The following is a 21,322-nucleotide window of genomic DNA, read 5'->3' on the forward strand; positions in this document are numbered from 1 at the left end:
GCCTTATCCGCGTTTGACAAAGGCCTCAGCCTCTTCAAGGGACATCTCTTCCTCAGCCTCATGCCCGAGTTTTGAGCGTACCTTTTCAAGATCATCCACCAAACCGGCCAAACGCCCTGCAACGCGATCATGAATGATGGCGGCAAGCTCGGGATATTCATCCATCACACGCCGGAAAGTCACGCGTCTGATCTGGATGACTTTGACATCCTCAATCGCCGTAGCCATCGCCGAGCGGCGTGTTTCTGCCATCAAAGCCATTTCACCAATCAAGCTTCCAGGCCCGAGCACCTGGCTTTGGAGATCAAAGCCATTCTCGGAAATCGTCATGCGGATTTGGCCTTCGGTGATGACAAAACCGGAATCGGCCAGATCACCCTGCCGAAAAATCACCTGCTTAGCCCGATAGGCGCGCATTTCGGCACCAAAGGCCAACAGCCGCAGTTGGTCATTGTCGAAATTGTCAAAGAAAGGGACCTGCTTGAGCAGGTCAATATCACTTGTCAGGCTCATTGATTCTTTTCAACCCGGTGAAATCCGAAAAACACCCCACTATAGGCGCGTCTCATCATTGCCTGTCAAGCAGCATCACCAAGCTCTGCCGCAGAAAGATCAATCATCTTCAGGGAACAAGCTTGTAGCCACCCGACTCGGTAATCAACAACTCCGCATTGGAAGGGTTTTTCTCGATTTTTTGCCGTAGACGATAAATATGGGTTTCGAGCGTATGGGTCGTAACGCCTGAATTATAGCCCCAAACTTCATGCAGCAGAACATCACGGCTAACCGGCTTGTCCCCCGAGCGATAGAGATATCTCAAAATCGAGGTTTCCTTTTCGGTGAGCCGCACCTTGCCGCCGGATTCATCTGCCAGAATTTTAGCCGCCGGCTTGAAGGTATATTGCCCCACGGTAAAGGTGGCATCCTCGCTATTTTCGTGCTGACGAAGCTGCGCTCTTATGCGCGCCAGAAGCACGGCAAAGCGAAAAGGCTTGGTGACATAGTCATTTGCCCCCGCCTCAAGACCAAGAATCGTATCTGAATCAGTGTCATGACCGGTGAGCATGATGATCGGAGCCCGGAAATCACCTTTCCGCAGCAATTTCACTGCTTCGCGCCCATCCATGTCAGGCAGGCCAACATCCATGATCAACAAGTCAAAATGATCCCCACGGGCAGCCTTTACGGCGCCAGCAGCACAATCGGCCTGAGTGATGTCGAATTCCTCATAGAGAGACAACTGTTCGATCAATGCTTCACGCAGCTCGGTGTCATCATCGACCAACAAAATCTTTCTCGCTGTCATCTCATGCTCCTGGCGTTGTCTTAGTCAGAAAATCACAATGGCCTGATTCAAGTCACACTGCGTATTCTATAGATAGAAACACTCACCGACCAGACAAGACCTAGCTCCACTTAAGGACAGCCTAAAGGAAATTCAATTCACAGCCAATCACGTCAGCGTCATGAACGCGTTATCCTTTTGCCATTGCTTAACAACACTCGATCTCGACCTTCTCAAGAAGAGCCATAGCCTCCTCGTCATCATACTCTTCAAACAGGTCCCGTATCAGGTTGATATGGGAGTGAACCAGAAACAAGGCATCTCCTGTTGCAGTATCGCCAGAGCGACTCTTTTCGATCTTTTCAAGAAAGGCTTGCCAATAAGCATTGTCGCTCGCTGGCCCCTTGGCCAACCGCTCGATGAAACCGACGATCCGTTCCGCATTCCTATCGCATTCAATGCCGATGAAACTGACATATCGATCCGTTGCTGTGTTGTCTTGGTCTTGTGACATCTTTCACCTTTGCCATCCACGGCAAATATTCCGCCGTCGCTTTTACATCTTGTTTCGCTGGTAGATCCACTCAGCTCCGATTTTGATGCAAGATGAATGCCGCTCAGTGGGCAGGCGAATAAAAATTTCAAAGACATAGATTCTTTTCACAATTGGCAGAAAAGAGCCAAAGGAGAAGAAAGATCAAAAGGATGATACATATTCCGATTGTAGCATTTATTTCCAGCCACCGACCTAACCACTGACAAAGAGCCCACAAAACGCACCTTTCGTTCTCTTTGCGACAATGCTACAGGCTTATAAGGAAAGACGGGTAAGGGGGAATAGAAATGGCAGGATTTTTAAGCACTATCACCATTCGCCAGAAACCGGGCTATAACAGCAAAGGCCTGCTGACATTTGGCAACCAGACCCTCTCTTGTGCTCTTGGTCGCAGTGGCATGGGGCCAATCAAGCTTGAGGGCAATGGTGTCACCCCCATTCTGACAACCCGCATGCTCTATGGTTTCTATCGCCCGGATAGAGAAAAGCGCCCTCTCTCCGCTATTCCCTTTTATCCCATGCAAACAGACATGGGCTGGTGCGACGAAGCAGAGCACAGATGCTATAACCGATTGGTTTCTTTGCCTTTTGCATCTTCACACGAGACCATGTGGCGCGAGGATCCACTCTATGATCTGGTGATCGTGCTCGATATCAACATAGCCCCGCGCGCCAAAAGACGCGGCAGCGCGATTTTCATGCATGTGGCAAGAGAAGGCTATACGCCAACCGAAGGCTGTATCGCCTTGAAGAAAGGCGGTCTGCGGCGCTTGCTTGGCTGGATGTCTCCTGAAACCAGAATTGATATCGCCCGTTAGATCTTGGATCTGGAAAAAAGAACGGAGGCTTGATGCCTCCTTAATCCTTCTTTTGCTTACGATGACCGAAGATGGCACTGCCAACGCGGACATAGGTGGCACCCTGTTTGATGGCTTCGGTATAATCCGAGCTCATCCCCATGGAAAGCTCTTTGATGTCATTGCGTTTGGCAATCTTACGCAGCATTTTGAAGTGAGGCTTCGGGTCTTCATCAAACGGCGGAATGCACATCAAGCCGCGGATGCTAAGGCCCAACTCAACCTGGCAAAAACCAATAAAATCATCAGCTTCATCTGGCAGGATGCCGGCTTTTTGCGGTTCTGCACCGGTGTTGATCTGGATGAACAGATCCAGTTCCCGGCTTTGCTTTTCCATTTCCACCCGGATGGAACGCGCAATCTTCTTGCGATCGATGGTATGAATGACGTCAAACAGCGCAACCGCATCCTTGGCCTTATTGGACTGCAGCGGCCCGATAAGGTGCAATTCAACACCCTCATAGGCTTCGCGCAATTGGGGCCACTTGCCCTTGGCTTCCTGAACCTTGTTTTCGCCAAAGACCCTTTGACCGGCCTTCAAGGCCTTTTCGATCACGTCTGCATCGAAGGTTTTTGAAACAGCGATGAGTGTTACGCTCCCATCCTCCCGTCCGGCTTCCTTTTCGCACTCCGTTATGGCTTGTTGAACCTCTGCCAAATGGGACGATATACTCATCTTGATTTTTTATACCTCTTGAAAGCACTTTCGGCGATTTGATTGATAGCTCTAGCTCGAAAATGCGCCTAACTGATGCAGAATATGATAATTCCAGCGTCCACATCATATGGATGAGTTGTTCACTGGTCCAGACACTTTATGCGTTGATATGCCTGCATTATGCACGATAAATTAGCCTCAACGCGCTCTCATCGCAAGATTGAACCGCATCAGGGCCAGATCTCACCTTAAAGGACTTGACGGAAGGTATGAATTCTGTTGATGGTCGGGCCTGAAAGTGACTTGGAGCGCATCCCCGGAAAGTCGCTCGACTTTTTGCATTGGGATTCGCGTAAATACAGATGAATAGAGCATTTTCGCTGATTTCTGAATTACCGAAAATGCTCTAGAGACGAGGCATTGGCGACGATCCATGGCTAATGAACGCTACAACGCACGCGAAGCGGAAGTTCGCTGGCAAAAGACCTGGGATACCCAGAAAATCTTCCAAACCACGAATGAAGACCCACGACCAAAATATTACGTGTTGGAGATGTTCCCCTATCCATCCGGTCGCATTCATATCGGCCATGTGCGCAACTATACCATGGGCGACGTCGTCGCCCGCTATAAACGCGCAAAAGGCTTTAATGTCCTGCACCCGATGGGATGGGATGCATTCGGCATGCCGGCGGAAAATGCCGCCATGCAGAACAAGATCCACCCCAAAGACTGGACTTACGAAAATATCGCAACCATGCGCGCCCAGCTGAAGCTGATGGGCCTGTCGCTGGATTGGGAACGCGAATTTGCAACCTGTGACGTGGATTACTACCATCGTCAGCAGATGCTCTTCCTCGATTTTGTCGAGAAAGGCCTCGCCTATCGCAAAAACGCCAAGGTCAACTGGGACCCGGTAGACCAGACGGTTCTGGCTAACGAACAGGTCATCGACGGCAAGGGCTGGCGCTCCGGCGCTGAAGTGGAACAGCGCGAACTGACACAGTGGTTCTTCAAAATCACTGATTTCGCTGACGATTTGCTCTCCGAAATCGACAATCTGACCCGCTGGCCTGACAAGGTGCGCCTGATGCAGCGCAACTGGATCGGTAAATCCGAGGGCCTACAGGTCCGCTTCCAGTTGAGCGAAGAAGTGCATGGCCATAGTGAAGTGGAAATCTTCACCACCCGCCCTGACACGCTGTTTGGTGCATCCTTCATGGGCCTGTCGGCAGACCATCCACTGACCAAGGAACTAGCCAAGGACAATGCCGAGCTGGCAGCCTTTGTTGAAGAATGCCACAAGATGGGCACCTCCGCGGCAGAGCTGGAAACTGCCGAGAAATTCGGCTTCGATACAGGCCTGAAAGTTGTCCATCCTCTTGATTCTTCGATTGAATTGCCGATCTACGTCGCCAACTTCATCTTGATGGATTACGGTACCGGCGCCATCTTTGGCTGTCCGGCCCATGACCAGCGTGACCTTGATTTCGCCCGCAAATACGGGCTGACGGTTACCCCTGTTGTGCTGCCGAAAGACGCAGATCCGGCAAGCTTCACAGTCGCTGATGAAGCCTATACTGGCGAAGGTACCATCTTCAATTCCGAATTCCTCGATGGCATGAGCATTGACGCTGCCAAAGATGCGGTTGCTTCCAAACTGGAAGCCGTCATCATCGACGACAAGCCTCAGGCCCTACGCAAGACCCAATATCGTCTGCGTGACTGGGGTATCTCCCGTCAGCGCTATTGGGGCTGCCCGATTCCGATGGTCCATTGCCCCGATTGTGGTGTGGTTCCAGAGAAAAAAGAAAACCTGCCAATCAAGCTGCCGGACGACATAAATTTTGACAAGCCGGGCAACCCGCTTGATCGTCATCCGACCTGGCGGGATTGCACCTGCCCCAAATGCGGCAAGGCAGCCAAGCGCGAAACCGACACCATGGACACCTTCGTGGATAGTTCCTGGTATTTCGCGCGCTTTACTGCGCCTTGGGAGACCAACCCGACCGACAAGAAGGCTGTCGATGAATGGCTGCCGGTTGACCAATATATCGGCGGTATCGAGCATGCTATTCTGCATCTGCTCTATTCCCGCTTCTTCGCCCGCGCCATGTGCGAAACCGGCCATATGACGGTAAAAGAGCCCTTCCAGGGCCTCTTCACCCAAGGCATGGTCGTGCATGAGACCTATAAAGGCGAAGATGGTCGCTGGGTATCGCCTGCAGAGATCACCGTTTCTGAAAAAGATGGCAAGCGCAGCGCTGTCCATAAAGAAACCGGAGAAACCATCACCATCGGCTCCATTGAGAAGATGTCGAAATCCAAGAAGAATACCGTGGATCCGACTGACATCATCGAAACCTACGGTGCCGACACCGCCCGTTGGTTCATGCTCTCTGACAGCCCTCCGGAACGCGACGTCATCTGGACTGAAGCAGGTGCAGAAGGCGCCCATCGCTTCATTCAGCGCATCTGGCGTCTGACACTTGATGTATCTGAATTCCTTGACTTTTCTGCGCTCGAAAAGCCGGAAACCTTGTCTGGTGAAGCCCTCGCCCTGCGCAAGCTGACCCACAAAACACTGGCAACCGTGGAAAGCACCATCGAGCAACTCGGCTTCAACCGTGCCGTTGCCCAGATCTATCAGCTGGTCAATGCCATTGCGTCCGCAGCCAAGAAGGAAAAGCTCGATAAGGATGCATCCCTTTGCTGGGTTGTTGATGAATCCATGCAGCTTCTGTTGTTGATGTGCTCCCCGATGATGCCGCATCTGGCCGAGGAATGCTGGTCGCAGCTTGGCAAGGAAGGTCTCGTTTCCACGCAAAGCTGGCCACAAGCGGACAGCGCCATGTTGACGGAAGACGAAATTACGCTGCCCATTCAGATCAACGGAAAAAAACGCGGTGAATTAACCGTTGCCGCGGACGCAGATAAAGATACAATCGAAAAGGCTGTACTCGCATCTGAACCCGTACTCAAAGCACTGGATGGCAAGGCTCCGCGCAAGGTCATTGTCGTGCCCAAAAGGATCGTCAATGTTGTTATCTGACAATCATAACAAGACGAAAATTCTGACCCTGGCCCTCTTTGTGGGCCTGGGTCTTGGCCTTTCTGCCTGTCAGGTTCGTCCACTCTATTCCTCGAACACGACAACAGGCCAAACGCTTGCAACAGAGCTTTCCGCGGTAGAAATTGCCCCTGCTGACAATCGTATAGAGCAGGAAATCCGCAACAATCTGATCTTCTCCTTCACCGGTGGTGGGTCACCAGAAGCACCCGCTTACAAGTTGGTTCTGGATACCAAATCCACCAGCGATGATCTGACCATTGAAAGCGGGACCGGCCTTGCAAAAACCACCCGTGTCAGCATGACCGCGACCTATACACTCATCAAGCTTTCTGACAAATCTCTGGCAACCAAGGGTTCCAGCTATTTTACGGCTGAATTTGCCCGCAGCACCCAGCGTTTTGCCAACGATCGAGCCAAGCTTGATGCAGAAAACCGTGCGGCTGAACAAATTGCCAATGATATTCAGCTGCGCTTGTCTGCTTTCTTTGCGGCAGGCACATAATATCGGATTAAGGCCGTCCGTATTTGAAGAACAGACGGCCTGATGTCCTGTTTTCCGACTGCAAAACCCGTTTTTCAAAGGCAAACAATGGCGCAAATCAAGACCAATATGGTCGATAGCTATCTGGTCAAACCCAATTATGCCCATAAGGTCATTTTGATTTATGGCCAGGATACGGGTCTTGTTACCGAACGCGCCGAACGCCTTGCAAAAACCTATCTCAAGGACAATTCAGATCCCTTTGCAGTGATCCGTCTGGATTCAACGGATATCGCCTCTGATCCTCTGCGTCTGGCCGATGAAGCCAATACCATTTCGATGTTTGGCGGCAACCGCGTCATCACCATCCAGATGAGCGGCAGCAAATCGATCATGCCGGCGTTGGAACCCGTTTTGTCCACCCCACCTCAAGATGCCTTCATCATCATCAAGGCGGCTGACCTTAAAAAATCGGCCCCCTTGCGCAAGGCCATAGAAAAGGCACAGAGCGCAGTCACCCTACCCTGCTATATGGACGCCCGAGAGGCTCTCAACGGCATCATAGACGAAGAATTAGCCCTCTCACGCCTGTCCATCACAAAGAATGCCCGAGCGATGCTTCTGGACAATCTGGGCGCCGACAGAATGGCCTCCCGTGCCGAGGTTCAAAAGCTCTGCCTCTTTGCCATGGATGATGGGGAAATCACCGAGCAGCATATCGAAGATATCGTCGGCGATGCTTCCAACCAACAGATTGATATGATTGTTGATTCTGCCGCGCTTGGAAGAACTGGCGAGTTGGATCGACGCCTTGAACAAATTCTAGGCTCCGGTAATCATCCTGCGGTTATCGGGTCGGCAGCTTTGCGTCATTTTCAGATGCTCGAGCGCGCCCTGAGCCTGATGGACAAAGGCACTCCGCCCTCCTCAGCGCTTGATAAGGCAGCCCCAATGCTTCATTTCAAGCGCAAACCGCTTATTCAGAGCCAATTACGTATATGGGACAGCAAAAAGGCGTCCCGCGCCTGTGAATTGCTCTCTCAGAGCCTGGCAAACAGCCGCAAGCATTATCAATTGGCCCCCACAGTGATCTCCGAGACCCTTCTAATGATTTCGGCAACAGCGCAGCGCAGCAACCGCTAAGCCATATTATTCCTGTCTGGATATTGTTTCACGTGAATCGTTTTTTGAATCAGTAAGTTGCTTTTACCGATCTCTCATTTTGTGAAAACAAATAGAGATAGATCCCTCTGTACTCTCCTGATCAGTATTTCAATGAATCACTAAGCCACAGCCAAGCCAGCACCCCAAGTCAAACTCGTTTCACGTGAATCAACCCGATTGGTCCATGCGCCCTCTAGGTTCTAAACACGCGCCGAGAAAATAGCGCGAAGAACTCTCTCCACTGCCTTTTCACTGCCCGAGATTGACTTTAATTTTTAATCATTTGAACCTATTGCGACGAACAAAAGCATAAAGCCGATCGGGTAAGATTTGCAATACGACCCCAACGTCTGGAAAACATAATGACACTCAACAGAATCCGGAAGAATGGGTCCCATGCAGCCTATTTTGCCATGATTACCGTCTTTTTGGATGCCTTCGGAATCGCCTTTATTTCACCAGTCCTACCGGATCTCCTGGAAGAAATAACAGGAAGCAACTTGGGCAACGCAGCAATCTATGGCGGCTACTTGACTTTCATCTATGCTTTCATGCAATTCATTGTTTCGCCCATTTTGGGAAATCTCTCCGATAGCTTCGGCCGCAGACCAATCCTTGTTGTTTCCCTTGGCGCATTGGGCATTGATTATCTGATAATGGGTTTTGCCAATTCCCTTTGGCTGCTGTTTTTTGGCCGCTTTATTGCCGGGATTTTTGGCGCAACCCACGCCACGGCTTCTGCCTTCATTTCAGATATCTCGAACGGAAAGCAGCGCACACGCAATTTCGGCCTGTTGGGTGCCAGCTTTGGTGCCGGATTTGTTGCTGGCCCCTTGATTGGTGGCATGCTTACAGACTATGGCGTACGCGTGCCCTTTTTTGCAGCTTTCTTCTTGATATTACTGAATTTTATCTACGGACTATTCATATTTCCCGAAAGCCTGCCCAAGGAGAAAAGGCGGAAATTTACGCTGACCGGCGTCAATCCCTTCAAGGGACTTGCCGAATGCACGCGCTTTCCATCCATAATGCCCCTGTTTCTGGCGCTCTTTCTCTTTCTCATCGCGGACCATGTTTATGTGTCTGTGTGGCCTTATTATACGCGCGAGGCCTTCGAATGGAGCAGCCGCCAGGTCGGACTAACCTTGGCCATCTTTGGCTTTTTTCATGCCCTTACACAGGCTTTTCTAGTCGGCGTTCTTCTCAAAAAACATGATGAATTGACCATCGCCTTGATTGGTATTGTCAGCAGCGCGGCAATCATGGCGACAATGCTCTTCATCACTCAGGGATGGGTCATCTATGCCTTCTTGCCTTTCACCGCGCTTGGTGGATTGGCGACACCCGGACTGCAATCTCTCATGACCCAGAGAGTGCCGGCAACCCATCAGGGACAATTGCAAGGTGGAATTGGCAGCCTCACCAGTCTCACGACCGTTCTGAGCCCACTGATCATGACCCGCACCTTTTATTTCTTCACTCAGGACCATGCTGCCTACTATCACCCCGCAGGCGTATTCGGCCTTTCTGCCTTCGTATGTCTGTTGGCAATAATCCCTCTGTCCTGTTTTACCAAACGCCATCGACGCAAAAACCAGCGTTAAGTGCCTAATCTTCTGGCCAAAGACCGATATTTCAATAACGTAGGCAACAAAAAAGGGAGCCTTTTTGGCTCCCTTTTCTACAAAATCTATCGATAAACGCGACTTATTGATTTTCCAAAATCGCGATAATCGCATCGAGCTGCTCAAGAGATTTATACTGAATCTTGAGCTCCCCACCCTTTTTCTTGGGTGCGATAAAAACATTCCAGCCGAGGCGATCCGTCAAACGCTTTTCCAAGGCCACCGTATCCGCATCTTTTTCTTTTTTCGGCTTTGGTTCCTTGACCTTTTCCTTTTCCTGACCAGCCTTTTCAGCATCGCGTACTGTCATACCGTCTTCAACGATACGGCGCGCCAGCTCCTCGGGATTCTCTGCCGTGATCAAGGCGCGAGCATGGCCAGCGGTCAGCTCACCCTTTTTGAGATAATCCTTAATGCTTTCAGGAAGCTTCAACAGCCGCAAGGTGTTGGCCACATGAGAGCGGCTCTTGCCAATAACGTCAGCGAGTTCAGCCTGCGTATAATCAAACTCGGCGATCAACTGATCATAGCCAAGTGCTTCTTCCAGTGCATTCAGATCCGCACGCTGAACGTTTTCGATGATCGCGAGTTCAAGCGCTTCTTTGTCATTTACATCATGAATGAGAACAGGAACCTCGTGCAGGCCAGCTGCCTGGGCGGCGCGCCAACGGCGCTCGCCAGCAATGATCTCGTAGGAATCTTCTTCATCTTTCACCGCACGACAAAGAATAGGGTTCATGATCCCCTTTTCCTTGACCGATCGGGTCAGATCATCGAGATCTTTTTCAACGAAATCCTGACGTGGGTTCCGCGGGTTAGGCCGTAAAAACTCAATAGGAATACGCCGTTGAGAGCGAGCTCGCTCAATCGCCTGCGCTTCATTATCCATATCTCCGATCAGAGCCGCCAATCCACGCCCCAAACGTTTGCCTTCAGCTGGTTTTTTTGCCATTTTTCCGCATTCCCATCAAACCCGTATAGCCCCTAAGCAACCGGGCCAGACTTCCCTTTGTCACAGTTATGCTGACCCGACAATCAGGCAGCCTTGTTACGCAATTTCTTCTCGCGCTGGATAATCTCCGATGCGAGTTTCAAATAAGCCTGACTGCCCGAGCATTTCAGATCGTAAAGCAAAGCCGGTTTACCATAGGATGGTGCTTCAGAAACGCGAACATTGCGCGGAATAATCGTCTCATAGACTTTATCCCCCATATGCTCGCGCACATCTTCAACCACCTGATTGGACAGATTATTCCGGCTGTCATACATGGTCATCACGATGCCATGGATAGAAAGTTCAGGGTTCAGTGCACCTTTGACCTGATTCACAGTTTGAATGAGCTGGGTCAAACCTTCAAGCGCGAAGAACTCGCATTGCAGTGGAACAAGAATGGAGTGCGCTGCCGCCATCGCATTGATGGTCAAGAGGTTGAGTGACGGCGGACAATCGATCAACACATAAGTGAAACGCTTTTCTTCTGGGATCTCATCACCCATTTTTCCATGTGTTTCGATGGCCTTGCGCAAACGAAAAGCGCGGTCCTTATCACCCGAAATTTCTTGTTCAAGCCCGAGAAGATCCATCGTCGACGCTGCAACAGACAGACGCGGCACGGCAGTCGGGATGGCAGCTTCCATCAGCGTTGCTTCATTAAGAAGCAATTCGGCGGTAGAAACCTGACGCGCCTGGCGATCGATACCCAATCCGGTACTGGCGTTGCCCTGAGGATCGACATCCACGATGAGAACCGTTTCTCCAATCGCCGCCAAAGCGGTACCCAAATTGATTGCAGTTGTTGTTTTCCCTACGCCGCCCTTCTGATTAGCAAGAGTCAGAACGCGGGGAGATTCAGGCAGTGAACTCATAAAGTGGCCTCACTTCGCATTTGTTTCACTATGCGTTTTTGGGTGATAAGCGGCGCAGAATAACGATCCGCGCTTCGGGATCCGTTCTGCTCACTTGTTGTACCAGATCTATATTCCAGCTAACACTGGCCTCACGCAATTCTCGATCAAAGTCCCGACCTTTGTGGAAAACACCCACACAAGTTTCACAAATGTGGGGATGAACAAAAGAACAGAGTTTATCGAGAGAAGCCAGGGCTCGGGCGCTAAAGGCATCCACCGGACCAGACCAGTCTTTTAATACCGATTCGATCCGATCTCCATGAACGACGACATTGAGCCCCAACTCGCGGGCAACTGTCTTGAGAAATGCACCCTTCCGGCCATTGCTTTCGATCATGTGAACCGAGTAATCCTCACCCGTATCAGCCAGCAGAATGGCAGTGACCAGCCCCGGAAATCCGGCACCAGACCCAAGATCAATCCAATGGCGCGCTTGAGGATAAGCCGCATAGATCTGCACACTGTCCGCTATGTGGCGCACCCAAATTTCATCAAGGGTTTTCGGAGCCACAAGATTCTGCGCTGGCTGCCACTTACGCACCAGAGCCTCATAGCGACCTAGCTTTTCCAGTGATTCACGTGAAACCGGAAGCATTGAATTGATCAACTCAATACCACGTTCCTTAGCGTCCATATGATCTTTCCATTTCCTTCAAACCGTCTGTAGGAGCGCAGCACCCTGCCCGCCAGAAAGCCGGTATCTATCAACATTACATACGCTTGCTATGTGCCAGAACAAGCGTCAAAGCCGCCGGCGTCATTCCATCGATACGCGAGGCCTGTCCAAGGGTCTGCGGACGGACATGCTTGAGCTTCTGCTTTAATTCGTTGGACAGTCCGTTGATATCTTCAAAGACAAGACTGGATGGAATCACCAAGGCCTCATCCTTCTTGAAGGTCTCGATATCATCAGTCTGCTTTTTCATATAGACCTGATAGAGCGCTTCGATCTCAAGCTGCTTGCGAACCTTGGGTGAAAAATTCCCAAATTCGGGCCACACTTCGGTCAATCGATCAAGGGTCAAATCCGGATAAGCCAGAAGCTCATAAGCTGTGCGGCGCTGACCATCCTTGTTGATTTTAAGACCAACCCGTTCCGCTTCATTTGGCGTCAGACTCTTTTCCTGAGCAAGAGCTGTAATGGCCTGAAGTTCTTCTTTCTTCTGTCCGAAAGCCTTACGCCGTTCTTCGCCGATCAGACCCCACCCATCAGCCAGATCCGTCAGGCGCTGATCGGCATTGTCCGCACGCAGAGAAAGACGATATTCCGCCCGCGAGGTAAACATCCGATAGGGTTCCATCACACCGCGTGTAATCAGGTCATCGATCATCACGCCGATATAGGCATCGGATCGTCCGAGAACCACACCATCCTGATCACCACATTGACGCGCCGCATTCATGCCCGCAATCAAACCTTGAGCCCCGGCCTCTTCATAGCCGGTCGTCCCATTGATCTGACCGGCCAGATACAAACCGGACACGCGCTTGGTTTCAAGCGTCGCCTTCAGCTCGGTCGGATCGATATAGTCATATTCAATCGCGTAACCATATTGCTTGATCTCGACATTCTCGAGACCCGGGATAGACCGGATATAGGCATCCTGCACATCTTCCGGTAACGAGGTTGAAATACCATTGGGATAGATCGTGTCAAAGTCGAGCCCTTCAGGTTCAAGAAACACCTGATGCCCATCCCGATCACCAAAGCGATTGATTTTATCTTCGATAGACGGACAGTAGCGCGGCCCTACCCCTTCGATTTTACCCGAATACATCGCAGACTTATGGATATTCTCACGAATGATCTGGTGTGTCTTAGGAACGGTACGGGTCACATGACAATCAATCTGCGGTGTCGCGATAGCATTCGTCAGGTAGGAAAAAGCCACAGGCTCATCATCCCCTGGCTGTGTACCAAGAGAAGAATAGTCAATCGTGGCACCATTCAGCCGCGCCGGAGTTCCTGTCTTCAAACGCCCTAATCGAAAATTCTCCGACATCAAACGCAAAGACAGATCATTGGCCGCTGGATCGCCCATGCGCCCAGCCGAGAAACTTTTTTGCCCGATATGAATAAGCCCACGCAGGAAAGTCCCTGTCGTCAAAACGACCGCACCGCAGGCAATTTCCTTGCCACCAGACAAAGTCACGCTGGTGACGCGCCCTTCATCAATGGACATATCGGCGACTTCCCCATCGACAATAATAAGATTGGGAATGTCAGCCAGAAGCGCCTGCACGGCATCTCGATAGAGCTTACGATCTTCCTGCGCGCGCGGTCCCTGAACCGCAGGCCCCTTGCGCCGATTAAGCAGACGAAACTGGATCCCGCCCCTATCCGCAGCAAGCCCCATGACACCGCCCAGAGCATCGATCTCACGAACGAGGTGACCTTTACCCAATCCACCGATTGCCGGATTGCAAGACATCACACCGATTGTCTGTCGACTATGAGTCACCAACGCAACCGTCGCACCAACACGCGCAGCGGCTGCTGCAGCTTCAGCACCTGCATGACCACCACCAACAACCACTACATCAACTCGGTTCATCCATATCCTCTTATGTCTTTAGTCAACATCGAACAGAGCATTGTCATCGGTACGAGCCCGAACGCCAAGAAGACCTTCCCTAAAGCGTTAACTCGCAGACCCCAATTCTTCAGAACTTGTTTACATCCCTCATGATAGCCTGAATCGGGTCGAAATTCAGGATTCACGTGAAACACGTCAAACCCGCAGATTTTCGCTATATAGCACGGATTCACGTGAAACTATTGGGACAAATTCCTCGTTTGATGATTCACGTGAAACAGAGTCAATCCTGAATTTAAAAAACTATGTTTCACGTGAAACGATCCACTATTTACCCACACAGAACTGTGAAAAAATCACGCCGAGCATTTCCTCGACATCAATTCTTCCAGTGATCTTCCCCAACTCATCCCCAGCTTGACGCAAGAATTCTGAGCGAATTTCTATAGGCGACTCTGTATAGATAAGGGAATTATTAACATTATCCACACAGGAGAGCAGATATTTTCTGTGACGCTCACGGGTTATAAGTACATCTTCAGCCCCATCAAACAGGGACTCTATTTGTTTCACAAACGAATCGTAAAGGAAATCCATCCCTTTGCCTGTTTTAACCGAGGCTGAAAAGACCATTTCCTTATCATCGCCTTTACCATTGGCATGAAACGGATCCGAATCGATTCGATCCTGTTTGTTAAACAGAACCATTCGTCGTGCGTGACTGCTCAGCTCCACCCGTTCCTCAGGATGCGTACCATCCACAACTTCAATCAACAGATCCGCATTCTCGCTTTTTTCCAAAGCGCGACGTATCCCTTCCCGCTCGACGACATTGTCTGACTCTCGCAAGCCAGCCGTATCAATCATCGTCACCGGGTAGCCTTCGATATCCAGATGCAGTTCCAAAAGATCGCGCGTCGTTCCGGCTTCTTCGGTCACGATGGCCACATCCCGTTTGGCAAACCAATTAAGCAAGGACGATTTTCCCGCGTTGGGATGACCGGCAAGCACCACGGTCAATCCGTTGCGCAGGCGCTCCCCATGATCGGCCTTGGAAAGGTGACGTTCGATATCAGCTTTCAACTCTCTCAACTTGGGCCAGATCACATCGGAAATCGCGCCCGGAATATCTTCTTCATCAGAGAAATCCAGTTCCGCTTCAATCATGCTTCGTGCCTGAAGCAATATCTCTCGCCAACCATCAATGACACTCTTATGTGCCCCGCTCGCCTGACGGATTGCCTGCTTGCGCTGATTTTCGGTTTCGGCCTGAATGAGATCAGCCAGCCCTTCGACAGCTGTCAGATCATATTTCCCATTTTCAAACGCCCGCCGTGTGAACTCCCCTGCTTCAGCCAGACGACAACCTTCGAACCGACCCAGAATTTCGAGCATGGCCTTAACCACTGCCCGCCCGCCATGAAGATGAAACTCGACGGCCTCTTCACCAGTGAAGGATTTGGTATCAGGGAAAACAATAACCAGTGCCTGGTCGATGATATCTCCACTATCAGGATCAGACAGATAACGCAGGGCCGCAAAACGGGGTTTGGGTTCCTTGTCAATCAGCTTGTTCATGACGAACCGCGCCTTGGGGCCGGACAAACGAATCACGGCAACACCAGCAGGAACCGCTCCGCTGGAAAGGGCAAAAATGGTATCTTGCGTCATGAGATCAATCCCTGCGCCCCAAAAGATGCGGGTCGCATGCTGTGCATTTGCAATGTTGATTGTTTCAGAACCGAATCCATCTGCATCAACCGGCCTGCCAAAAGGTCAGATCTACGCCCGTTATGCGGACCTGACCATCAGGCTGACAATCTGGTTATCCCATCGATTTCGCAGAAGATCCGAATATATCAAGAGCAGGTTTTTCGGTGATCCAGAAGAGAAGATCACAAAATGAAAGCCGCCCAACGACTGTCAGACGGCTTTCTAATCTTTTACATGCGATTGGGCAAGCCCAATTTACAAGCGGATGCAGGACATCAGGTATTCATATTGTCGAAGAATTCCGCATTGTCCTTCGTTGCACGCAATTTATCGAGCAGGAACTCGATGGCATCAACATTGCTCATGGCACCAAGAATACGACGCAGAACAAAGACCTTCTGCAAATCTTTCTTGTCGACCATAAGCTCTTCCTTACGGGTACCCGATTTGAGGATATCCATGGCAGGGAAGATACGCTTGTCGGAAACCTTACGATCAAGAACGATTTCGGCGTTACCCGTGCCCTTGAATTCTTCGAAGATAACCTCGTCCATACGGCTACCCGTATCAATCAGGGCGGTGGCGATGATCGTTAGCGATCCACCTTCCTCGATATTACGGGCTGCACCGAAGAAGCGCTTCGGACGCTGCAACGCGTTGGCATCCACACCACCGGTCAAAACTTTACCGGAAGAAGGAATAACCGTGTTGTAGGCACGCCCAAGACGCGTGATGGAATCAAGCAGAATAACCACATCACGGCCGTGTTCGACCAGACGCTTGGCTTTTTCGATCACCATTTCGGCAACCTGCACGTGACGGGAAGCCGGCTCATCAAACGTAGATGAGACCACTTCACCATTCACCGTCCGCTTCATGTCGGTCACCTCTTCGGGGCGCTCGTCAATGAGCAACACGATAAGGCAACTGTCCGGATGGTTGGCCGTGATTGATTTTGCGATATTCTGCAAAAGAACGGTTTTACCGGTACGCGGCGGCGCAACGATCAAAGCACGCTGACCCTTACCAAGCGGAGCGACCAGATCGATCACTCGACTGGACATGTCTTTCCCGGTTGGATCAGTCGCCTCAAGTTTGAAGCGGTCATCAGGATGCAACGGCGTCAGATTATCGAAATGAACCTTGTGACGCGCCTTGTCCGGATCTTCGAAATTGACAGTATTCACCTTCAGAAGGGCAAAGTAGCGTTCGCCTTCCTTCGGGCTGCGAATATGTCCTTCCACCGTATCCCCCGTACGCAAGGAAAAGCGCCGGATTTGGGAAGGTGAAATGTAGATATCATCCGGGCCAGGCAGATAGTTTGCATCTGGCGACCGCAGAAAACCGAAACCGTCCTGTAGTACCTCGACGACACCTTCGCCGATGATATCTGTTTCTCTTTCTGCAAGCTGTTTGAGGATCGCAAAAAGCAGTTCCTGCTTTCGCAGCGTACTGGCATTTTCGACCTCGAGCTCTTCAGCAAAATTCAGTAGCTCTGTTGGAGATTTTTTTTTGAGTTCTTTTAGTTTCATTTCGCGCATAGCGAAACTCTCATATAAGGGATAAGCAACCAAGGGAAAAAAGGTAGGAAGAAAACAAGGCACTGTTGTTTGTTATTGTGCCTCGCTAGAACCCCGGAAAACAAAGGAAAGAAAGCGTCTCCAAGGTATTCATCGTTAGAAACGATTTCGCGGAACATAGCTGCTTCGCATAGACTGGGCAAGCCCTGTGATACAAAAATATGACGCGAGACCAGATGAAAGAGCCAAATTGAGACGAATTGCTAGTCTCAAACCCCGAATTTGCCGTCAGTAAAAGGGTTTAACAACAGCCAGAATGACGATAGCCACCATCAACAGCGTGGGAACTTCGTTGAAATAACGATAGTAGACATGGTCTTTGCGATTTTCATCAGCAGCAAAGACACGCACATAGCGTGCACACACCATATGGTAAGCGGTCATCAGGCTTACAAGAAGAAACTTGATATGAAGCCAAATGGCATCAGCAGTCCAAATGCCATGACCAAAGGCCAGCCACAAACCGAAAATCCAAGATGCAATCAGAGAAGGGTTCATGATGCCCTTCAGCAATTTTCGTTCCATGACCTTGAATATTTCAGATTTCTCAGACCCGACCTCAGACATTGCATGATAGACAAACAATCGCGGCAAATAGAAAATCCCTGCCATCCATGTGATGACAGAGATGATGTGCAGGGCCTTTGTCCACTCATAGGGAAGAAATTCCAGAAAATCCATTTCAGTCCTCAATTCACTTGAACAAAAGCCCGGTCATTTGCTCGTTCAATATCAAGCTTAGCCCCTATAGGAACGCACCCGCTGAATCAGTCGATGAACCAGATCGATATTGCCTTGCGGGGAAATACCATGACCCAGATTGAAAATAAAAGGTCCGTTGCTCCAAGACGCCATGATCCGGTCAATGGATTCATCCAGATGTCGTTCATCAGACATCAACAAGGTCGGATCCAGATTACCCTGCAAAGCCACTTTCGGCTGCAAGACATCCCGCGCCCAGTCCAGTGGTACGGTCCAGTCCAACCCGATGGCATTTACGCCTGTGGCCTCAACAAAATCAACGAGCCGCACACCCGCCCCTTTTGGAAAGCCGATAATCTTCGCGCCCGGAATTTGAGCGCGGACACCCGCCACAATTCTGGCGATGGGATCACGGGAAGCCGAAAGATAGAGCGCATCATCCAGCACGCCCGCCCAGCTATCAAAAATCTGCACCGCGTCAGCGCCTGATTGCAGCTGTTTGACCAGATACAGGATGGATGCTTCAACCAGCACATCGATCAAGGCATGAAAAGCTTCGGGATACTTGCGAGCGAACAAACGGGCAGGAGCCTGATCCGGTGTGCCATGGCCTGCGATCATATAGGTGGCAACGGTCCAGGGAGCACCACAAAAACCAAGAAAGGTGGTTTCCCCTGGTAGCCCTTCTCGAATCTTTCCAATTGCTTCAAAAACCGGATTTAGATTCTCCAGAACGATCGAAGGGTCGAGATCCTTGATTTCTTCAGGAGAGATCGGATCAAGCTGCGGACCTTCCCCTTGAACAAACCTTACCGAACGCCCAAGTGCATCGGGAATTACGAGAATATCGGAAAACAGAATGGCTGCATCAAATCCAAATCGACGGATGGGCTGAAGGGTTACTTCGCAAGCCAAATCAGGATTGTAGCAAAGGGAGAGAAAACTCCCTGCCTCTGCTCTGGTAGCACGATATTCAGCAAGATATCTTCCCGCTTGCCTCATCAACCAGATAGGAGGAACTTTCTCAGTCTGGCCATTGAGCACGTTCATCAAGCGTCGATTGTTCACGAATTTTGTCTCCCCGTTTGCAGTCCGAATTGAGCACGATTCCCAACAAACTTCCTAATAAAATATTTAAGTTTTAGAATCTGTTTCTTCTTTTAGACCGTGGATTGTGGGAGTTATTTTTGGCCCACACATTGCCCACAATGACTCTTGAACAACTGTGATTCAACAGTCCTTACCTTCTAGTAACTTTTAGGGACCAATGGGGACAAGTCTTGTCTGAGGCAGAATTCTGCGGAGTCTTCTGTGGTCAAATCTGGGGGCTTTATGGAGACAGAAATTGAGCAAAGTTTAACAAAGTGTGTATTAACTGTTTGTTAACCTCAGTAAACAGAGTGTTAATAAAACAGGCGTTGCTCAACTCAGCTTGGGGATTAATAAATGGTTAACGGGCATGAAAAGCCAAGCTCGGGAAAAACGGCTTGATTATCCCCTGTTGCCCACACCCCCTGTTGAAGAATCGATTGTTGGAGCCGGTCTTAACCCTCTATTAAGACAGTCTCATGACGGAAATTGCTGTTTTCCGGCCTTTTCAGCCTGTGTAAATCGTGACAGAGGGGAAAGATCCACAACAGCCGTTTTGTTTGACGCCTGCTTGCTCTAAAACTCGGATCATCTTCTCAACGGTTGGACCTTTTTCATGATTCCATTGATTCTAGCTTCCAAAAGTCAGGCTCGGGCACAGCTCTTGTCCAATGCCGGCCTTTCATTTGAGACATCGGTTGCGCAAATTGATGAGCGCGCCGCCGAACAGCCTCTATTGGCAGCAGGGGCCTCTCCTGCCGATATCGCAACTCTGCTTGCTCAGGTGAAAGCAACCGAAGTGTCCGTTCGCAATCCTGGTGCGCTGGTCATCGGTGGGGATCAGACATTGGGCTTTGGGGATAAACGCTTCAACAAACCAGAAGACGAAGCCGCCGCGCGCCGCCAACTGCTGGAATTGGCCGGTCAGAGCCATCAGCTGAACTCGGCTGTGGCTTGTGCAAAAGATGGGGAGATCCTCTGGAACCATGTTTCGACAGCTACTCTCACCATGCGGCCATTGAGCCCGGAAGAGATCGGGCGCTATATGGCGCGCGTTGGCGATCAGGTGCGCTCCAGCGTTGGCTGTTACCAGTTGGAAGGGCTTGGCGTGCAATTGTTTGAAAAGATTGATGGCGACTATTTCACCATCCTGGGATTGCCCCTACTCCCATTGCTCGGCTATTTGCGTGACCAACAGGGACTGGATTTCTGATCATGACCAAAACCAATTCATCCAGTGCGCTCTCCTCCAGTGCGCCCAAAGCCTTTGTCATTGGCTGGCCCATTGAACAATCCAAATCACCGGTCATTCATGGATATTGGCTCAAAAAGTTCGACTTTGCCGGCTCTTATGAGAAGATCGCCGTTGAGCCGGGCGCATTAGCCAGCTTTATCGCAGAGATGAAAGACAAGGGATTTGCCGGTGGCAATGTGACAATCCCGCACAAACAGGCGGTTCTGGCCTTTGCCGATGTGGTTCATCCTGCGGCCAAAAGACTTCAAGCCGCAAATACCCTTTGGTTTGAGGATGGAAAGCTCCATGCTGACAATACTGATGGCTACGGCTTTCTGGCCAATCTTGATCAGCTACAGCCCGGTTGGGATAGCAAAAAGGGCGGCCATGCAATGGTGTTGGGCGCCGGAGGCGCTGCACGACCCATCATCAATGGCTTGATAGAGCGTGGCTTTTCGACCGTTACGATTGCGAATCGAACAAAAGAAAAGGCAGAAATGCTTGCGAAGCTCTTCACTGAGCTTGGATATGACGATCAATTGCAGTGCATCGAATGGGAGGAACGGTCTGAGCAGCTTTGCGATATCGACCTGCTTGTGAACACCTCGAGCCTAGGCATGATCGGTCAGCCACCTCTAGAAATTTCCCTTTCCGCTCTGCCCGCCTCTGCATTGGTGACTGATATTGTCTACAATCCCCTTGAAACGGATCTGTTGCGGCAGGCAAGGATGAGAGGCAATCTGGTCGTTGATGGGCTGGGCATGTTGCTGCATCAGGCAGTCCCGGGCTTTGAACACTGGTTTGGCAAGCGACCCACAGTAACTGAAGCCTTGCGCGAAGAGGTGCTGGCGCAGCTTTAG

At 50.6% G+C, this 21,322-nt stretch carries 19 protein-coding genes; 7 read left to right on the forward strand and 12 right to left on the reverse strand.

Annotated features, from left to right (window positions below; translation table 11 throughout):
- Positions 1-3: 3 nt before the first annotated feature.
- The 3 genes from BM258_RS11285 to cowN form a co-directional block, all read right to left on the reverse strand.
- On the reverse strand, positions 4-513 hold the full coding sequence (locus BM258_RS11285) for a cyclic nucleotide-binding domain-containing protein (protein ID WP_090072302.1): 510 nt from the start codon (positions 511-513) through the stop codon (positions 4-6).
- Positions 514-622: 109 nt separating this feature from the next.
- Positions 623-1,306: a response regulator transcription factor gene (locus BM258_RS11290; protein WP_090072303.1), complete on the reverse strand. Its 684-nt coding sequence runs from the start codon at positions 1,304-1,306 to the stop codon at positions 623-625.
- Between the two features lie 187 nt (positions 1,307-1,493).
- Positions 1,494-1,799 carry a N(2)-fixation sustaining protein CowN gene (gene cowN / locus BM258_RS11295; protein WP_090072305.1) on the reverse strand — a complete coding sequence of 102 codons (306 nt, stop codon included), beginning with the start codon at positions 1,797-1,799 and terminating at the stop codon, positions 1,494-1,496.
- A 329-nt stretch (positions 1,800-2,128) separates the two neighbouring features.
- Between cowN and BM258_RS11300 the strand changes: the two genes are divergently transcribed.
- On the forward strand, positions 2,129-2,659 hold the full coding sequence (locus BM258_RS11300; protein WP_244544682.1) for a L,D-transpeptidase family protein: 531 nt from the start codon (positions 2,129-2,131) through the stop codon (positions 2,657-2,659).
- Positions 2,660-2,699: 40 nt separating this feature from the next.
- On the opposite strand, the gene BM258_RS11305 is transcribed toward BM258_RS11300, so the two are convergent.
- Positions 2,700-3,374: a YggS family pyridoxal phosphate-dependent enzyme gene (locus BM258_RS11305; RefSeq protein WP_090072306.1), complete on the reverse strand. Its 675-nt coding sequence runs from the start codon at positions 3,372-3,374 to the stop codon at positions 2,700-2,702.
- A 415-nt stretch (positions 3,375-3,789) separates the two neighbouring features.
- Here BM258_RS11305 and leuS point away from each other — a divergent pair, with 415 nt between their 5' ends.
- From leuS to BM258_RS11325, 4 genes are all read left to right on the forward strand, one after another.
- Entirely contained in the window at positions 3,790-6,408 is a 2,619-nt protein-coding gene (leuS, locus tag BM258_RS11310; protein WP_090072308.1) for a leucine--tRNA ligase, read from the forward strand.
- Positions 6,395-6,931, forward strand: coding sequence for an LPS assembly lipoprotein LptE (lptE, locus tag BM258_RS11315; RefSeq protein ID WP_175528039.1), 537 nt, complete (start codon positions 6,395-6,397; stop codon positions 6,929-6,931). The genes leuS and lptE overlap by 14 nt, the downstream gene beginning before the upstream one ends.
- 87 nt (positions 6,932-7,018) lie before the next feature.
- Entirely contained in the window at positions 7,019-8,053 is a 1,035-nt protein-coding gene (gene holA / locus BM258_RS11320) for a DNA polymerase III subunit delta (protein WP_175528040.1), read from the forward strand.
- Between the two features lie 383 nt (positions 8,054-8,436).
- Positions 8,437-9,678, forward strand: a complete 1,242-nt coding sequence (locus BM258_RS11325) for a TCR/Tet family MFS transporter (protein WP_090072314.1) — start codon at positions 8,437-8,439, stop codon at positions 9,676-9,678.
- A gap of 103 nt (positions 9,679-9,781) precedes the next feature.
- On the opposite strand, the gene BM258_RS11330 is transcribed toward BM258_RS11325, so the two are convergent.
- The 8 genes from BM258_RS11330 to hemE form a co-directional block, all read right to left on the reverse strand.
- Positions 9,782-10,651 carry a ParB/RepB/Spo0J family partition protein gene (locus tag BM258_RS11330; RefSeq protein WP_090072316.1) on the reverse strand — a complete coding sequence of 290 codons (870 nt, stop codon included), beginning with the start codon at positions 10,649-10,651 and terminating at the stop codon, positions 9,782-9,784.
- An 83-nt stretch (positions 10,652-10,734) separates the two neighbouring features.
- The gene (locus BM258_RS11335) at positions 10,735-11,565 is read right to left on the reverse strand and encodes a ParA family protein (protein ID WP_090072318.1); all 831 of its coding nucleotides are present in this window, start codon (positions 11,563-11,565) and stop codon (positions 10,735-10,737) included.
- A 28-nt stretch (positions 11,566-11,593) separates the two neighbouring features.
- Positions 11,594-12,241, reverse strand: coding sequence for a 16S rRNA (guanine(527)-N(7))-methyltransferase RsmG (gene rsmG, locus BM258_RS11340; RefSeq protein WP_210186730.1), 648 nt, complete (start codon positions 12,239-12,241; stop codon positions 11,594-11,596).
- A 76-nt stretch (positions 12,242-12,317) separates the two neighbouring features.
- Positions 12,318-14,162, reverse strand: a complete 1,845-nt coding sequence (gene mnmG, locus BM258_RS11345; protein ID WP_090072320.1) for a tRNA uridine-5-carboxymethylaminomethyl(34) synthesis enzyme MnmG — start codon at positions 14,160-14,162, stop codon at positions 12,318-12,320.
- A gap of 309 nt (positions 14,163-14,471) precedes the next feature.
- Complete coding sequence (mnmE, locus tag BM258_RS11350) at positions 14,472-15,815, reverse strand: tRNA uridine-5-carboxymethylaminomethyl(34) synthesis GTPase MnmE (protein ID WP_090072322.1); 1,344 nt, start codon at positions 15,813-15,815, stop codon at positions 14,472-14,474.
- Between the two features lie 317 nt (positions 15,816-16,132).
- A complete protein-coding gene (rho, locus tag BM258_RS11360; RefSeq protein ID WP_090072325.1) occupies positions 16,133-17,398 on the reverse strand; it encodes a transcription termination factor Rho in 1,266 nt (421 codons plus the stop codon).
- A 267-nt stretch (positions 17,399-17,665) separates the two neighbouring features.
- On the reverse strand, positions 17,666-18,118 hold the full coding sequence (gene hemJ / locus BM258_RS11365; protein WP_090072327.1) for a protoporphyrinogen oxidase HemJ: 453 nt from the start codon (positions 18,116-18,118) through the stop codon (positions 17,666-17,668).
- Positions 18,119-18,175: 57 nt separating this feature from the next.
- A complete protein-coding gene (gene hemE, locus BM258_RS11370; RefSeq protein ID WP_090072329.1) occupies positions 18,176-19,207 on the reverse strand; it encodes a uroporphyrinogen decarboxylase in 1,032 nt (343 codons plus the stop codon).
- 637 nt (positions 19,208-19,844) lie between these two features.
- Here hemE and BM258_RS11375 point away from each other — a divergent pair.
- Together BM258_RS11375 and BM258_RS11380 are read left to right on the forward strand one after the other, a co-directional pair.
- Positions 19,845-20,441, forward strand: coding sequence for a Maf-like protein (locus BM258_RS11375; protein ID WP_090072330.1), 597 nt, complete (start codon positions 19,845-19,847; stop codon positions 20,439-20,441).
- A 2-nt stretch (positions 20,442-20,443) separates the two neighbouring features.
- Complete coding sequence (locus tag BM258_RS11380) at positions 20,444-21,322, forward strand: shikimate dehydrogenase (protein ID WP_090072332.1); 879 nt, start codon at positions 20,444-20,446, stop codon at positions 21,320-21,322.

It is taken from the genome of Cohaesibacter marisflavi (assembly GCF_900115225.1).
GTDB lineage: Bacteria > Pseudomonadota > Alphaproteobacteria > Rhizobiales > Cohaesibacteraceae > Cohaesibacter > Cohaesibacter marisflavi.

Coding starts and splice junctions, on each gene's coding strand:
- BM258_RS11285 (WP_090072302.1), bottom strand. CDS start 513: ATGAGCCTGACAAGTGATATTGACCTGCTCAAGCAGGTCCCTTTCTTT.
- BM258_RS11290 (WP_090072303.1), bottom strand. CDS start 1,306: ATGACAGCGAGAAAGATTTTGTTGGTCGATGATGACACCGAGCTGCGT.
- cowN (WP_090072305.1), bottom strand. CDS start 1,799: ATGTCACAAGACCAAGACAACACAGCAACGGATCGATATGTCAGTTTC.
- BM258_RS11300 (WP_244544682.1), top strand. CDS start 2,129: ATGGCAGGATTTTTAAGCACTATCACCATTCGCCAGAAACCGGGCTAT.
- BM258_RS11305 (WP_090072306.1), bottom strand. CDS start 3,374: ATGAGTATATCGTCCCATTTGGCAGAGGTTCAACAAGCCATAACGGAG.
- leuS (WP_090072308.1), top strand. CDS start 3,790: ATGGCTAATGAACGCTACAACGCACGCGAAGCGGAAGTTCGCTGGCAA.
- lptE (WP_175528039.1), top strand. CDS start 6,395: ATGTTGTTATCTGACAATCATAACAAGACGAAAATTCTGACCCTGGCC.
- holA (WP_175528040.1), top strand. CDS start 7,019: ATGGCGCAAATCAAGACCAATATGGTCGATAGCTATCTGGTCAAACCC.
- BM258_RS11325 (WP_090072314.1), top strand. CDS start 8,437: ATGACACTCAACAGAATCCGGAAGAATGGGTCCCATGCAGCCTATTTT.
- BM258_RS11330 (WP_090072316.1), bottom strand. CDS start 10,651: ATGGCAAAAAAACCAGCTGAAGGCAAACGTTTGGGGCGTGGATTGGCG.
- BM258_RS11335 (WP_090072318.1), bottom strand. CDS start 11,565: ATGAGTTCACTGCCTGAATCTCCCCGCGTTCTGACTCTTGCTAATCAG.
- rsmG (WP_210186730.1), bottom strand. CDS start 12,241: ATGGACGCTAAGGAACGTGGTATTGAGTTGATCAATTCAATGCTTCCG.
- mnmG (WP_090072320.1), bottom strand. CDS start 14,162: ATGAACCGAGTTGATGTAGTGGTTGTTGGTGGTGGTCATGCAGGTGCT.
- mnmE (WP_090072322.1), bottom strand. CDS start 15,815: ATGACGCAAGATACCATTTTTGCCCTTTCCAGCGGAGCGGTTCCTGCT.
- rho (WP_090072325.1), bottom strand. CDS start 17,398: ATGCGCGAAATGAAACTAAAAGAACTCAAAAAAAAATCTCCAACAGAG.
- hemJ (WP_090072327.1), bottom strand. CDS start 18,118: ATGGATTTTCTGGAATTTCTTCCCTATGAGTGGACAAAGGCCCTGCAC.
- BM258_RS11375 (WP_090072330.1), top strand. CDS start 19,845: ATGATTCCATTGATTCTAGCTTCCAAAAGTCAGGCTCGGGCACAGCTC.
- BM258_RS11380 (WP_090072332.1), top strand. CDS start 20,444: ATGACCAAAACCAATTCATCCAGTGCGCTCTCCTCCAGTGCGCCCAAA.